The 14074-nt window shown below is 71.2% G+C and carries 13 protein-coding genes; 4 read left to right on the top strand and 9 right to left on the bottom strand.

The window, feature by feature from the left end:
- The coding region (locus HII36_RS47555) for a sensor histidine kinase (protein WP_173529986.1) at positions 1-831 on the bottom strand (831 nt) is incomplete at its 3' end.
- Positions 832-968: 137 nt separating this feature from the next.
- Between HII36_RS47555 and HII36_RS47550 the strand changes: the two genes are divergently transcribed.
- Positions 969-1670 carry an ABC transporter ATP-binding protein gene (locus HII36_RS47550; protein ID WP_173529985.1) on the top strand — a complete coding sequence of 234 codons (702 nt, stop codon included), beginning with the start codon at positions 969-971 and terminating at the stop codon, positions 1668-1670.
- Entirely contained in the window at positions 1667-4039 is a 2373-nt protein-coding gene (locus HII36_RS47545) for an ABC transporter permease (protein WP_173529984.1), read from the top strand. The genes HII36_RS47550 and HII36_RS47545 overlap by 4 nt, the downstream gene beginning before the upstream one ends.
- Positions 4040-4053: 14 nt before the next feature.
- Here the strand turns inward: HII36_RS47545 and corA are convergent, their stop codons facing one another.
- The 3 genes from corA to HII36_RS47530 are packed head-to-tail and all read right to left on the bottom strand — an operon-like array spanning position 4054 to position 6559.
- Positions 4054-5175, bottom strand: a complete 1122-nt coding sequence (corA, locus tag HII36_RS47540) for a magnesium/cobalt transporter CorA (RefSeq protein WP_173529983.1) — start codon at positions 5173-5175, stop codon at positions 4054-4056.
- An 18-nt stretch (positions 5176-5193) separates the two neighbouring features.
- Positions 5194-5652 (bottom strand): nuclear transport factor 2 family protein, encoded by a 459-nt coding sequence (locus HII36_RS47535; protein WP_328808218.1) that lies wholly within the window; start codon positions 5650-5652, stop codon positions 5194-5196.
- Positions 5653-5674: 22 nt separating this feature from the next.
- Entirely contained in the window at positions 5675-6559 is an 885-nt protein-coding gene (locus tag HII36_RS47530; RefSeq protein WP_173529981.1) for an amidohydrolase family protein, read from the bottom strand.
- A gap of 34 nt (positions 6560-6593) precedes the next feature.
- Between HII36_RS47530 and HII36_RS47525 the strand changes: the two genes are divergently transcribed.
- Positions 6594-7295, top strand: coding sequence for a M50 family metallopeptidase (locus HII36_RS47525; protein WP_173529980.1), 702 nt, complete (start codon positions 6594-6596; stop codon positions 7293-7295).
- A gap of 7 nt (positions 7296-7302) precedes the next feature.
- On the opposite strand, the gene HII36_RS47520 is transcribed toward HII36_RS47525, so the two are convergent.
- Complete coding sequence (locus HII36_RS47520) at positions 7303-9525, bottom strand: thiamine pyrophosphate-dependent enzyme (RefSeq protein WP_173529979.1); 2223 nt, start codon at positions 9523-9525, stop codon at positions 7303-7305.
- Between the two features lie 199 nt (positions 9526-9724).
- On the opposite strand from HII36_RS47520, the gene HII36_RS47515 reads away from it, so the two are divergent.
- On the top strand, positions 9725-11074 hold the full coding sequence (locus HII36_RS47515; protein WP_173529978.1) for a hypothetical protein: 1350 nt from the start codon (positions 9725-9727) through the stop codon (positions 11072-11074).
- A gap of 59 nt (positions 11075-11133) precedes the next feature.
- On the opposite strand, the gene HII36_RS47510 is transcribed toward HII36_RS47515, so the two are convergent.
- From HII36_RS47510 to HII36_RS47495, 4 genes are all read right to left on the bottom strand, one after another.
- Positions 11134-11592, bottom strand: a complete 459-nt coding sequence (locus tag HII36_RS47510; protein ID WP_173529977.1) for a hypothetical protein — start codon at positions 11590-11592, stop codon at positions 11134-11136.
- A gap of 109 nt (positions 11593-11701) precedes the next feature.
- Entirely contained in the window at positions 11702-12559 is an 858-nt protein-coding gene (locus HII36_RS47505) for an ABC transporter permease (RefSeq protein ID WP_173529976.1), read from the bottom strand.
- 2 nt (positions 12560-12561) lie between these two features.
- Positions 12562-13539 carry an ATP-binding cassette domain-containing protein gene (locus tag HII36_RS47500; RefSeq protein WP_173529975.1) on the bottom strand — a complete coding sequence of 326 codons (978 nt, stop codon included), beginning with the start codon at positions 13537-13539 and terminating at the stop codon, positions 12562-12564.
- Positions 13540-14074: PadR family transcriptional regulator (locus tag HII36_RS47495; protein WP_217370856.1), on the bottom strand; the 535-nt coding region annotated here is incomplete at its 5' end.

Here is a 14074-nt window from a genome sequence, read left to right as displayed (position 1 = left end):
GCCCGGCACGCCGGCCGCATCGCCGGACGGCGACCGGGCCGGCCCCCCATCCGGCACGCTCGGCCCGCCGTTCGGCCCGCTTGGCCCGCTGTTCAGCACGCTCGGGCCGCCGTTCAGGACCTCCACCCGCAGGTAGCGGTCCGCGTACCGGACCGTGACCTGCGCCGGCGACCCGTCGCCGTGCTTGAGCGCGTTGGTCAGCGCCTCCTGCACGATCCGGTACGCCGTCACGTCGATCCCCGGCGGCAACGGCCGCGGCTCGCCCGAGATGCGCACCTCCACCGGCAACCCGGCGAACGCGATGCGGTCGATCAGCGGGCTGAGCCTGCTCAGGCTGGGCTGCGGCGCGAGGTCACCATCACGCGCATCGCCGCCGCCGCGGGAATCGCCGAAGGAGCCGTGGGAGCCGGGGGAGCCGTGGGAGTCGCCGGGGGAATCGTCGCCGCTCTGGGACGGCGCGAGCAGCCCGAGCAGATGCCGCAGCTCGGTCATGGCGTCACGCCCGGCCGTCTCGACGGCCTTCAGCGCCGCCTCGGCCTCGCCCGGCAGCGTGGTCAGCACCTCGCGGGCCGCCCCCGCCTGCACCACCATGAGGCTCACGTTGTGGCTGACGATGTCGTGCAGCTCGCCGGCGATCCTGGCCCGCTCGGCGTCGACCGCCTGGCGGGCCGCCCGCTCGCGCTCGCGTTCCAGCAGCCAGCCGCGTTCCTCCAGCGCCGTACGGTGCCGCCGCCGCGCCCGCGCCAGCGCCGCCCCCAGCCAGCAGCAACAGCCGCACGCCACGACGAGGGCGAGAGCGAGGGCCGACCAGGTCACCCCGAGTTCCCACACCCGGACATTTTCTCAGCCGAGCCCCGATCCCACATCATTCCGCGGTTTCACGGTCGTACTTCCCCAGGAGGACGCCCCCGGCCGATTACCTCCCGGGCAGGATGCCGGCCCGGCGCGGCCCTTCTAGGTTGTGCGTCATGGCCACTGCTCATGACCGGCTCGTCGTCCGTCTCGGCGGCGTGCGCAAGGAGTACGGCGAGGCGAACGCGCTCGACGGCGTGTCGCTGGAGATCGGCGCCGGTGAGGCGGTCGCCGTGATGGGACCGTCCGGCTGCGGCAAGTCCACGCTGCTCAACATGATCGCCGGGCTCGACCGTCCGACCTCGGGCACGGTGGAGGTCGCCGGCCAGGACCTGGGCGCGCTGAACGAGACCGGGCTGGCCCTGTTCCGCCGCAGGCACATCGGGATGATCTTCCAGTTCTTCAACCTCGTCGACGACCTGCCCGCGCTGGACAACGCCGCGCTGGCCGCCCAGCTCACCGGCACGCCCGCGCGTCAGGCCAGGCTGCGCGCCATGGAGCTGTTCGACGAGCTCGGCATCGCCGCGCGCAAGGACACCTACCCGGCGGCGCTCAGCGGGGGCGAACGCCAGCGGGTCGCGGTGGCCAGGGCGCTGATGAACCGTCCCGCGCTGCTGCTGGCCGACGAGCCGACCGGCGCGCTGGACAGCCGCTCGGGCGAGCAGGTGATGGACCTGCTGATCGACCTCAACCAGATCGGCCAGACCCTGCTGGTCGTCACCCACGACCTGAACCTGGCCACCCGCTGCGCCGGGCGGCTGGTGGAGCTGGCCGACGGCCGGGTGTCCGGCGAACGCCGCCTGGAGCGCACCCCATGACCTCCCTTGGGGCGGTGTGGCGGGTGGCGCGCGGGGCCGTGCGGCGGCGCCGGCTGCAGACGGCCGTGCTCGGCGTCGTCGTGTTCTGTTCCACCGTCGCGATCATCATCGCCCTCGGCCTGATCGAGCCCGCCGCCGCCCCCTTCGACCGCGCCTTCGACCGCCAGCACGGCGCGCACGCTGTGGCCGCGTTCGACCCGACCGCGTTCGGCCCGGCCGCATCAGACCCGGCTGCCCCAGACCCGGCCGAGGTCGGTGCCGACCGGCTTGCCCGGACCGCGGCCAGGCCGGGCGTGGCGGCCGTCGCGGGCCCGTTCGAGCAGGCCGCCGTCACCGTCGCCGACACCGGCCAGAGCCTGCCGCCCGGCCCGCTGACCGTGGTGGGCCGCGCCGACCCTGGTGGCCCGGTGGACCGGGTGGAGCTGTGGGCGGGCCGCTGGGCCAGGGCAGCGGGCGAGATCGTGCTGAACCGCCCGTCCGACGGCTTCTTCGCCTTCCTCGTCGGCACCCCGATCAAGCTCACGGACGGCCGCACGCTCACCGTGGTCGGCCTGGCCTCCAGCCTGACCGGGACCGCCGAGTCCTGGGTCACCCCCGAGCAGGTCAAGGCCCTGCGCCCGGACGTCCTCCAGGTGCTCTACCGCTTCGACCGGGCGGACACCGACGCCGAGGTCCGCGCGTCCGTCGCCGCCGCCACCGCCGGGCTGCCGGCCGGCGCGCTGCTCGGCACGCAGTCGTATCTCACGCTCAAGCGGGACGCCGGTCGCCTGGCGTCGGCCTACCTGCCGTTCCTGCTCGGCTTCGGCGTGCTCGCGCTGGTCGTGGCCGTGCTGATCGTGGCGAACGTGGTGAGCGGCGCGGTCGTCGCGGGCCGGCGGAGCATCGGCGTGCTCAAGGCGCTCGGGTTCACCCCGAACCAGGTCGTCGCCGTGCATCTGATCATGGTGCTCGTCCCGGCGGTGGCCGGGTGCGTGCTCGGCGCCGCGCTCGGCGGGCTGGCCGCGCAGCCGCTGCTGCGGACCATCCTGCAGGGCGTGCGCGTCGACGTGGACGCCACGCTGAGCCCCTGGGTGTTCGTCGTGACCCTGCTGGGCATGCCGGCCGTCGTCGTGGCGGCCGCGCTCGTCCCGGCGATGAGCGCGCACCGGCTGCCGGCCGGCCGGGCGATCAGCGCGGGCAGCGCGCCCGGAGCCGGGCGCGGCGGTCGCGGGCGGCGGGTGCAGCGGTGGCTGGCCGGGACCCGGCTGGCGCGTTCGGTGAGTCTCGGGCTGGGGCTGCCGTTCGCGCGTCCCGCACGCAGCGCGCTGACGCTGGCGGCCGTCGTGCTCGGGGTGGGCACGGTGACGCTCGCCGCCGGGCTGGCCGGCACGATGACCGCCTACGGCGCGGCCTCCCAGCGTGCCGGGCACGTGCAGTCGGTGGTCCACGTCGGCCAGCCGGGCCAGGGCGGGCAGGCGCCCAGGCACACCGACGCCGAGATCGAGTCGCTGCTGCGCGCCCTGCCAGGAACCGCGCACGTGACCGCCGACGCCTGGCTCGACCTGCACCTGGCCGGATCGTCCGAGCGGGTCATGGCCCAGTTCTTCCGCGGCGACTCGGCCAGGCTGGGCGAGACGATCGTGCGCGGCCGCTGGCTGCGCGGCCCAGGCGAGGCCGTCGTCCCCTCGCCGTTCCTGGACGGACGCGGGCTGGCCGTCGGCGACAGGCTCACGCTCACCATGAACGGCAGGCGGGCCGCGGTGACCATCGTCGGCCAGACCATGGCGGGCTCGGCCGACCTGATCCAGGCCCACTGGGGCACGCTGACCGCGCTCGCGCCCGCGGCGAAGGCCAACCAGTACGAGGTCGGACTCACCCCGGGCACCGACGTGGCCGCCTACAACGCCGCCGTCAGGGCCGCCGATCCGGGGCTCCGCCCGGTGGCGAAGTCGGCCTCGGACTCGTCCACGGTGACCGTGGTCGGCTCGGCCACGCTGCTCACCGTGCTGCTCGGCACGGTGGCCGCGCTGGGCGTGTTCAACACCGTGGTGCTCAACACCCGCGAGCGCCGCCGCGACCTGGGCATGCTCAAGTCGATCGGGATGACGCCGCGCCAGGTGACGGTGATGACCGTGACGTCCATGGCGGCGCTGGGCGCGGCCGGCGGGCTGCTCGGGCTGCCGATCGGGGCGGCGGCGCACCGGCTGATCGTCCCGGCGATGGCCGAAGGCGCCGGCGTCGTGCTGCCCCCGGCCATGATCGACGTCTGGGACGCGCCGACGCTGGCCCTGCTCGCACCGTCCGGCGTGGTGATCGCGGTGCTCGGCGCGCTCGTCCCGGCCCGCGCGGCGGTCAGGCTCACCATCGCCGCCGTCCTGCACAACGAGTGACGGGCGGCGGCGGGCTACAGCCAGTCCCGCCGCTTGAACACCATGTAGAGGATCAGGCAGACGGCCGCCATCAGCACGATCGCGAACGGGTAGCCGAACGCCCAGTGCGTCTCCGGCATGTGGTCGAAGTTCATCCCGTAGATCGTGCCGACCAGCGTGGGCGCGAACAGGATGGCGGCCCAGGCGGAGATCTTCTTGACCTCCTCGCCCTGCTGGATGCTGGCCTGGGTCATCCTGGCCATCTCGTCGTTCTGCGCCTGCGTGACCAGTGTGGAGTTGACGATCAGGATGTTCTGCAGCATCTGGCGGAAGGAGGAGATGCGCTCGGTGACCGTGATCGCGTGGTCGGCCACGTCGCGCAGGTAGCTCTGCAGCTCGTCGTTGACGCCGTACTTGGCGGCCCCGGCGATGAAGCCGTTGATCATGCCGACCAGCGGCGCGGTGGCCCGCTGGAACTCGATGACCTCGCCCGACAGCTCGTAGACGCGCCGCGACACCGACGGGTCGCCGCTGAACACCTCGGCCTCGATCTCCTCGATGTCCTTCTGCAGCCCGGCCACCACCGGCGCGTACCCGTCGACGACGGCGTCGAGTATCGCGTACAGCACCGCCTGCGGGCCCTGGCGCAGCAGCTCCGGGTCGGACTCCATGCGCTTGCGCACCGCGTGCAGGTCGGGCGCCTCCGCGTGCCGGACGGTGATCACGAAGTCGGGCCCGATGAAGACGTGCACCTCGCCGAAGGCGACCTCCTCGACGTCGTCGAGGTAGCGGGCGGCGCGCAGCACCACGAACAGCGTGTCGTCGTAGCGGTCGGCCTTGGGCCGCTGCGAGCCGACGATGGCGTCCTCCAGCGCCAGCTCGTGCAGCTCGAACTCCTCGGCGAGCTTGACCAGCTCCCACTCCTTGGGCCGGTACAGGCCGATCCAGGCCATGCTGCCCGGCTCGTGCTTGAGCCGGTCGAACGCGTCGGCCAGCGATCCCGGGTTGTCGACGCGTTCGCCGTCCTGGTAGATCGCGTTGTCGATGACGGTCGGCCGGTAGGGGGCCTCCTCCTCGGCCGCCCTGGGATCCATGGAGTGTTCAGGAGCCTGCTCGCGGGTCTCTCCGCCGCGTCTGAGCCCCTTCACCCTGGCCATGCCACCTCCTGTGCGCTCCTATACGGGCTGGATGTTGTCGAGTTCCCGCACCGCCCGGTCCCTGATGGTCTTGCGCCACATCGGCGTCCAGCCGAACAGCAGCCCGTGCGGCCTGCCGAGCGCCATCCGCGACCAGCGCTTGAAGTCGAACTCGTCGTGATGGCGGACGATCAGCTCGTCGTCGAACCTGAACAGCGCGTCGATCCGGTTGACGACCTCGCGGCCGGTGCTGGAGAAGGTGTAGCGGGCGGTCCAGTGCGCGGTGCCGCTGAACTCGTCGGCGGCGATGTCCCCGATCTCGGCCAGCAGCCCGCTGCGGACGCCGAGCTGGAGCCGCCACATCGCCATCACCCTGTCGCGGCCTTCGACCTCCTGGAAGACGGGGTCGCCGAAGCTGACTTCCGGGTGGTAGCAGCGTTCCATGGCCGCGTAGTCCGCGCGGCTCAGAGCCTCGTAGAAGGCGCTAATCAGCGCCACGTGCCGATCGTTCACTCCACCATCAGATCATGGCCGCCCCATTGTCCCAGCACACGGCCCTCAACCAGGCGTCACCCAGATCCAGCCGGGCCAGCGCGGTGAGCTGGTGGGCGTACGGGTACGGAATGGTCGGAAAGTCGCTGCCGAGAACCACCTTCCCCGCCAGCCCGAAATCACGCAGGGCGGGCTTGAGCCGGGCCGGGAACGGCATGCCGCGCTCGCTGAAGTCGGTGAACGCCATCGTGGTGTCCAGCGCCACCCGCTCGTAGCGGCCGGCCAGGGCGAAGAACGCGTCGTACTCGGGCATGCCGAGATGCGCGATCACCGCGCGCAGCCGCGGATGCCCGCGCAGCACCTCGCCGATCGGCCCGGCGCCGACGTGCCCGCCGGGCACCGGGACCGAGCTGGCGTGCACCACCACCGGCAGCCCGGACTCGGCCAGCAGCCCCCAGACCTCCGCCAGCTCGGGGGCTCGCGGGTCGAAGCCACCCACCTGCAGATGCACCTTGAAGATCTTCGCGCCGCCGGCCAGCGCCGCGCGCACGTAGTCCGCCACCCCGGGCTCCGGGTAGAAGGTCGCCGAGGGGAGGCATTCCGGGGTCCGGCGGGCGAACTCCAGCGTCCAGGCGTTGAGATCGGCGGCCATGCCCGGTCTGTGGGCGTAGGCCAGCGCGGGAAAGGCCCGCACGCCCAGCTCGCGCAGCCGCGCCAGCCGGTCCTGCGGCGGCCAGGCGTACGCGATCTCCCACCCGCCGCCCATCAGCGGCCCGCCGTGGGTGAAGTGGTGCCAGACGCGGCGTTCCATCCGCTCGGGCAGGAAGTGCACGTGCAGGTCGATCAGGCCGGGCAACCCCAGGGCCCGCCACCATCCGGGAACCCCGGCGTCAGAATGTTGTTCTGTGACCACGGCCGAGACTTTACCCGGATAGGGTTTTTCCTCGATGGACAAGCTCTGGGCTCACCTGTTCGAGGTGCAACGTGACCCCGACCCCTGGGTCGTGCTGGTCTCCGCACTCGCCGCGTTCGCGATCGTCTCCTTCCGCATGCCCTGGCAGCTGTCCAGAGGCCTGATCACGATCGCCCACGAGGGCGGGCACGCGCTGGCGGCGCTGCTCACCCGTCGCAAGCTCGAAGGCATCCGCCTGCACTCCGACACCTCGGGCGTGACCCTGACCAGGGGCCGGCCGAACGGTCCCGGCATGGTGCTCACCGCGCTCGCCGGCTACCTGGCGCCGCCGCTGCTCGGGCTGGCCGGCGCGTGGCTGACCGAGCAGGGGCTGATCACGCTGCTGATGTGGAGCGTGCTGCTGTTCCTGGTGTGCATGCTGCTGCTCATCCGCAACGCCTACGGCGCGCTCATCCTGCTGGCCACCGGCGGCGCGGTGTTCGCCCTGTCGATGTACGCGCCCGACGACGTCCAGCAGATCGTGGCCCTGGTGGCGGTCTGGTTCCTGCTGTTCGGCGGCATCAGGCCGATCATCGAGCTGCAGCGCAAACGCCGCCGCCGCCAGGCGAGAGACTCCGACGCCGACCAGTTGGCCAGGATCACGTTTCTGCCCGGCGGCTTCTACGTGCTGTTCTTCCTGCTGGTGTCGGCGCTCTCGCTGGCGTACGGCGCGTACCTGATGAATCCGCTCGCCTGAGCCGTTCCTAGCCGAGCAGCTTGCGCGCGGCCTGCTCGATCTCGGTCTCCGAGAGCAGCACGTGGTCGGCGGCCGCGCCGAGCGGGATGAAGCTGTCGGCCGAGGTGACCCGGGCGATCGGCCCGGAGAAGCCGTTGTCGACCAGTTCGGCGATGATGCCCTCGGAGACGCCGCCGCTGTGCCTGGTCTCGTCGGCGATCAGGATCTTGCCGGTCAGCTCGGCCGACCTGAGCAGGTCCTCCACCGGCAGCGGCGACAGCCAGCGCAGGTCGAGCACGCGGCAGCCGTAGCCCTCCTGCGTCAACCGGACGGCCGCGCGCAGGCTCATGCGCAGCCCGTTGCCGAACGTCACGATCGTCAGATCGCGGCCGTCGCCGTAGGAGCGGGCCCGGCCGATCGGCACGTACGTCTCCCGCCAGCGCCCCGGCGGCGAGTACGACGCCAGCCACCCGCCGTCGCCCTCGTCGAACAGGTCGCGCGTGTGGTAGAGCGCGATCGGCTCCAGGAACACGCACACCGACCCGGCCGTCCGCGCCGCGGCCAGGCAGGTGCGCAGCATGGCCGACGCGTCGTCGGGCCGCGACGGCGAGGCGATCACCAGGCCGGGGATGTCGCGCAGCGCGGCCACCGCGTTGTCGTTGTGGAAGTGCCCGCCGAAGCCCTTCTGGTAGGCGTAGCCGGCCACCCGCACGACCATGCCGTTGGTGTAGGCGCCCCGGGAGAAGTACGACAGCGTGGCCGCCTCGCCGCGGATCTGGTCGAGCGCGTTGTGCAGGTAGGCCAGGTACTGGATCTCCGGCACCGGCAGCAGGTTCGACACGCCCGCGCCGAGCGCCAGCCCGAGCACGGTCTGCTCGTCGAGCAGCGTGTCGAAGACCCGGTTCGGGCCGAAGCGCTTCTGCAGGCCCCTGGTCACGCCGTAGACGCCGCCCTTCTTGGCCACGTCCTCGCCGAAGACCGTCATCTCCGGGTAGACGGTCAGCGCGTCGGCGAGCGTGCGGTTGATCGCCTGCGACAGCGTCATCGGCTTCTCGTTCTCGGGCAGCGCCCCGGCGAACGCCTTCTCGCGCTCGGCGGGACCGGCCGCCGTCGGGCTGATCCTGGCGATCAGGTCGGCCTGGCGCGGCGCGATCGGCTCCATGACCTCCTTGGCCGAACCGAGCCGCGGCCTGGTGGTGGTCTCCAGGGCCAGGCGCAGCACGTGTTCGCGGGCCGACTCGTAGGTCTTGAGCAGGTCGTCCGGCGTGATCAGGCCCGCCTCCACCAGCATCGCGGCGGTGCGCAGCAGCGGGTCGCGGGCGTAGTCGGCCCTGATCTCGCGCTGCGTGCGGTACGCCGACTCCACGTCGGAGCCCGCGTGGCCCATCAGCCGGACCATGTCGAGGTGCAGGAACGCGGGGGAGCGGCGCTCGCGCACGTGCCGGACGGCCGCCGTCGCCGTGTCGTAGGCGTCGGCCAGGTCGCAGCCGTCGGCCGCGAAGTACTCGATGCCGGGACGCCGCGCGGCGGCCGCCACCCACCCCTTGGGCGTGCGGACGCTGATGCCGATGCCGTTGTCCTCGCAGACGAACAGGATCGGCATCGCCTGACCCTGATGGGTGGCGTAGGCGGCGGTGTTGAACGCGGCCAGCGCCGAGGCGTGGTTGATCGAGGCGTCGCCGAAGCTGCACACCGTGATCGCGTCGTGCGGCCAAGCGCCGCTCGTCAGGCCCAGCGCCCGCGCCCGCTCGATGGCGAACGCGACGCCGACCGAGCGCGGCAGATGGCTGGCGATCGTCGAGGTCTGCGGGATGACGGCCAGGTCGGGATGGCCGAAGACCTTGTGCCGCCCGCCCGCGATCGGCTCTTCCGCCGAGGCGGACAGGCCCATGAGCACGTCGCGGATGCCCAGCTCGGGCAGCCGGCCGCCCTGCTCGGACCTGGTCAGGTAGAACGCGCCGGAGCGGTAGTGCAGCAGCGCCGGGTCGCTGGGCCGCAGGGCGGCGGCGACGGCCGCGTTGCCCTCGTGCCCGGCCGAGCCGATCGTGTAGTAGCCCTCGTCGCGTTCGCGCAGCCAGCGGGCGGCGATGTCGAGCAGCCTGCTGTCGAGCTGGCGCTGGAACAGGGCCAGGCACTGCTCACCGGTCAGCAGCGTGCCGTCGCGTACCGGCCGGCTCGGATCTCGGGCGGCGCCTGCCTTCAGCGTCGCAACCGTCTGGGTGAAATGAGTCTCAACTGTGTCGCGCGCCACAGGGTCGATTATGTCTTCCGTGAGGCTCCGCCGTCTGCCGGACCGGAGGTGACAAGTTATGGACCGGTCCGATTGGCGGCGATCTATAACCGTTTGTCAGCTTCTCAAACTTTCCCGTGAGACGGGACGTCTACTGAGATGACACACGTGGCACCCTCATGCCGCGTTGAACCACTGGGGTCTCCAAGGAGGAACCCGCATGTTACAACGCATCCGTGTCGCCGCCCTCGCCATCGTGCTGGGCGCCGGGGCCCTGGTCCTGGCACCCACCACCGCGACGGCGGCCCAGACTCCCACCATCTCCCCGGTGAGCATCAGCCCGAGCCCCCCGCTCGTCGTCTTCGACAGCCCGGTGACGGCCACGTTCACCTTCACCACGAAGGGCGCGACCACGGCCGAGCTGAACCTCGACCCGCCGGGGATCAGCGCACCCACCCCGCTCACCCCGCTCGACAAGAGCGTGAGCGGCGACGTGACGACGTGGAAGGCCACCAAGGCGTTCGAGGCCAAGGACGCCGGCAAGTGGACGTTCTTCGCCGTCGCCCACGGTTCCGGCGACGCCTCGACCAACGGCTCGTTCGACGTCGCCAAGGCGCTCGACACCTCGATCGGCAACTTCGGCGCCCGGCCCGACCTGGTGGACAAGGGCGACCTGATCCGGGTCTCCGGCCGGCTGCTGGCCGGCGGCGACGGCTATTCCGGGCAGACCGTCAAGATCACGTTCCGCGCCCGCGGCGCCGCCTCCTACAGCACCGTCACCACCGTGACCAGCGGCCGCGGCGGCTGGTTCGGCGCCCGCGTGCGCGCCGACGTGACCGGCTACTGGCGCGCCGAGTTCGCGGCCACCTCGGTGGCCAGGGGCTCGGTCAGCGACTCCGACCGGGTGGACGTCAGGTTCGGCGAGCGCGACAGCAGGATCGTGCGCTTCGACGCCTCGCCCGAGCCGGTGGACAAGGGCGCCAGGATCACGCTGTCGGGCAACCTGCTCGTCGAGGGCCGTGACGGCGTGCGCGGCCAGCGGGTGAGCATCTTCTTCAAGCCGGGCGGCGCGCACCGGTGGCAGTACGTCACCAGCACGTTCACCGGCCGCCACGGCCGCTTCGCCACCTCCGTCACCGCCGAGACCTCCGGCTGGTGGCGGGCCTCGTACCGCGGCGCCCCCGGCGTCGACGGCACGAGCAGCGCCGCCGACTGGGTGCGCGTGGTGCTCCCGCCGCCACCGCCCCCCGAGAAGGCCGACACGCGGCTGATCAAGTTCAACGCCTACCCCGAGCCGGTCAAGCGCGGCAGGTACCTGAGGTTCTCCGGCAAGCTGCAGGTGGACGACGACGGTGTCTGGGCCGGCTACCGCGCCCAGGTCGCGTTGTTCTTCCGGCCGGCGGGCTCCAGCAAGTGGCAATTCGTCCGCACGACCTGGTCCAACGGCAGCGGCAAGCTGTACACGAAGGTCAAGGCCTGGAAGTCGGGGTCGTGGCGGTTCGAGTTCCGAGGTGACGAGGACACCCGCGGCGACGTCAGCCGCCGTGACTACGTCCGCGTGAAGCGGTAACCAACCACATCGCATGGTGAGGCCCGGGGCGCGACCGCACCCCGGGCCTCACCATGCCGCTAGTTGCCGGGCGCCGTCGCACCCAGGCTGAGGAGCATGCTCTTGATCTCGGCGATGCTGCCGTCGACAGCCGCGAACCGTTGGTCCATCTTGTCGAAGCGCTGGTCCATTGCTTCGAACCGCAGGTCCACCTTTTCGAACCGCTGCTCCACCGCGTCGAACCGCTGGTCGGTGTGCGCTTGCATCGCGTCGAACCGGTGGTCCACCGCTTCGAATCGCTGGTCCACCGCGTCGAACCGCTGGTCGGTGTGCGCTTGCATCGCGTCGAACCGCTTGTTGACCTCAGCGTGGACTTCGTCGAGCTTGTTCAGGATGTTCTCGGACACCTGATCGATGCGATGGTGCACCGTGTCGATGCGGTCGGCGAGTGTCAGCTTGGGCACGCCACTAAAGGTATTCGCTTCGAGGATGCAGACGCGCCGCTTCAGGTCACGGACATCCTCTTCCAGATCCAACATTGGCGAACTCCTTTCATCGGAGGGAAGGTGAAAGCATCGCGCCATCGGGAAAGTTACCCTCCGTGCCATCGTCGTCGCAGCCGGAAGCGAGAATGTCTCGGAAGTCCCGTTACTCCGCGCGCCGGAACTCCGCGATCCCCACCCACAGCAGCACGAATCCGATCGCCGCCACCACCCCCAGCTCCACCGGCACCGGCACCTGGTAGTCGAACCACCGCACGCCGGGGTTGAGCAGCGCGTCCACCTGCGCGGGCACGTCCAGGTGGTCGAACACCGCCTGGCGCATCGGGTCCACCGCGTACGTCATCGGGTTCACCACCGTCAGCACGCTCAGCCACGACGGCAGGTTGGCCAGCGGGAACATCGCCCCCGACAGGAACATCATCGGCATGATGGCCATCTGCATCAGCCCGAAGAACGTCTGCATGTTCTTCATCCGCGCCGCCAGCATCACGCCGAACGCGGTGATCGTGAAGGCCGCCAGGAACATCTCGGCCAGCAGCGTCACCATCAGGACCGGCGAGTAGGGCACGCCCACCAGCCCGGCCATGGCCAGGATGATCACGCCCTGCGCGGTGGCCACCAGCGCACCGCCCAGGCACTTGCCCACCACGATCGCGCCGCGCGAGACCGGCGCGACCAGCATCTCGCGCAGGAAGCCGAACTCGCGGTCCCAGACGATCGAGCCGGCCGAGAACATGCCGGTCATGATGACGGTCATCGAGATCATGCCGGGGTACATGAAGGTGCGGTAGTCGACGCCGGGGATCGCGCCCTGCACCAGCGACCCGAACCCGGTGCCCATGACGAACAGCCACAACACCGGCTGCATCAGCATCGACAACATGCGGGTGCGGTCGTTGACGAACCGCAGCATCTCCCGGTGCAGGACTATCTTGATCGCCCGCAGGTCGTGCCCGGCGCTGCGGGCGGGCACGCGCACGCTGATCGTCTCGGCGGAGGCCATCGCTACCGCCTCGCCAGGGTGCGCAGCCACGCGTTGCCGTCGGCGCCGGACTCGGCGTCGCGGATGGTGGAGCCGGTGTACGACATGAACACGTCGTCGAGTGACGGACGTGAGACGCTGACCGACTTGATCGGCAGCCCCAGCTCGGCGAACAGCCGCGGCACGAACTGCTCGCCGGAGGCCACCGCGAACGTCACCGCGCCCTCGTGCACGCGCGCCTCCAGCTCGAACCGCTCGGCCAGCGCCTTGATCGCGGCGTCGTCGTCGCCGGTCTGGATCTGCACCCGGTCCTTGCCGATGCTCGCCTTCAGCGCCTCTGGCGAGTCGATGACGACGATCTCACCGTGGTCGATGATCGCGATGCGGTCGCAGTACTCGGCCTCGTCCATGTAGTGAGTGGTCATGAAGATCGTGATGTCCTCGCCGCGGCGCAGCTCGTTGATGTAGCCCCAGATGGCCGCCCGGGTCTGCGGGTCGAGCCCGACCGTGGGCTCGTCCAGGAACAACACGCGCGGCGAGTGCAGCAGGCCGCGGGCGATCTCCAGGCGGCGTTTCATGCCGCCGGAGAACGTCATGACCTTGGCGTCCTTCCTGTCCCACAGCGCGACCATCTCCATCACCTGGCGGATGCGGTCGCCGACCACGCTCTTGGGCACGCCGTACAGCTCGGCGTGGAAGCGCAGGTTCTGCTCGGCGCTCAGGTAGCCGTCGAGCGTGGGGTCCTGGAAGACCAGGCCGATGTTGCGCCGCACCTCGTCGCGCTCGCGCACCACGTCGTGGCCGGCCACGGTGGCGCTGCCGCCGGTGGGGTTGGCCAGCGTGCAGAGCATGTTGATCGTGGTGGTCTTGCCGGCCCCGTTGGGGCCGAGGAAGCCGAACACCTCACCGGGCGCGACCTCGAAGCTCACCCCTTTGACCGCTTCGACCTTCCCGTACGCCTTGCGTAAATCGGTGACGGCCACCGCTGTCTCCGTGCCCATTCATTCCTCCGCGAGGATCTGGAAGACGGCTCTGCGTGTCTGTTTGATCAGGTTCTTGGCCGCGGCGACCTGGCGGTCGTCGGCCGTGCGCATCAGGTGCCCGAAGGCCTCGTTGAGCTGGGCCCACAGCAGGCGCACCTCGTGCCGGTCGGCGGGCACGGTGCGGGCCACCTCGTCCCAGGGGGCCGGGGCGCCGCGCTGCCGCCCGGCGTGCTCGCGGCCCTGCTCGGTCAGCCGGTACGTCCTGCTGCCGCCGGACTCGTCGCCGATCACCAGGCCCTCGTCCTCGAGCTGCTGCAGCGCCGGATAGACCGAGCCCGGGCTGGGCCGCCAGACGCCGGCGCTGCGCTCCTCGATGTCCTGGATCATCTGGTAGCCGTTCTTGGCCTGCTCGGCGAGCAGCGCCAGCAGGGCCGCCCGGACGTCGCCGCGCCGCACCTTCGGCCCGGCCATCGCCCAGTGCGCCCCCTGGTCGAACCCGGGACCGAACGCCGGGACCGGCGGCGGGAAGGCATGCGGAGGGGGCGCACTGGGC

It is taken from the genome of Nonomuraea antri (assembly GCF_013283785.1).
GTDB classification, from domain to species: domain Bacteria; phylum Actinomycetota; class Actinomycetes; order Streptosporangiales; family Streptosporangiaceae; genus Nonomuraea; species Nonomuraea antri.
This window is presented reverse-complemented; position numbering and strand designations above follow the sequence as displayed.

What these genes read in the sequence shown, in the direction of transcription:
- HII36_RS47550 (WP_173529985.1), top strand. Translation starts at nt 969, where the DNA reads ATGGCCACTGCTCATGACCGGCTCGTCGTCCGTCTCGGCGGCGTGCGC.
- HII36_RS47545 (WP_173529984.1), top strand. Translation starts at nt 1,667, where the DNA reads ATGACCTCCCTTGGGGCGGTGTGGCGGGTGGCGCGCGGGGCCGTGCGG.
- corA (WP_173529983.1), bottom strand. Translation starts at nt 5,175, where the DNA reads ATGGCCAGGGTGAAGGGGCTCAGACGCGGCGGAGAGACCCGCGAGCAG.
- HII36_RS47525 (WP_173529980.1), top strand. Translation starts at nt 6,594, where the DNA reads ATGGACAAGCTCTGGGCTCACCTGTTCGAGGTGCAACGTGACCCCGAC.
- HII36_RS47515 (WP_173529978.1), top strand. Translation starts at nt 9,725, where the DNA reads ATGTTACAACGCATCCGTGTCGCCGCCCTCGCCATCGTGCTGGGCGCC.
- HII36_RS47510 (WP_173529977.1), bottom strand. Translation starts at nt 11,592, where the DNA reads ATGTTGGATCTGGAAGAGGATGTCCGTGACCTGAAGCGGCGCGTCTGC.
- HII36_RS47505 (WP_173529976.1), bottom strand. Translation starts at nt 12,559, where the DNA reads ATGGCCTCCGCCGAGACGATCAGCGTGCGCGTGCCCGCCCGCAGCGCC.
- HII36_RS47500 (WP_173529975.1), bottom strand. Translation starts at nt 13,539, where the DNA reads ATGGGCACGGAGACAGCGGTGGCCGTCACCGATTTACGCAAGGCGTAC.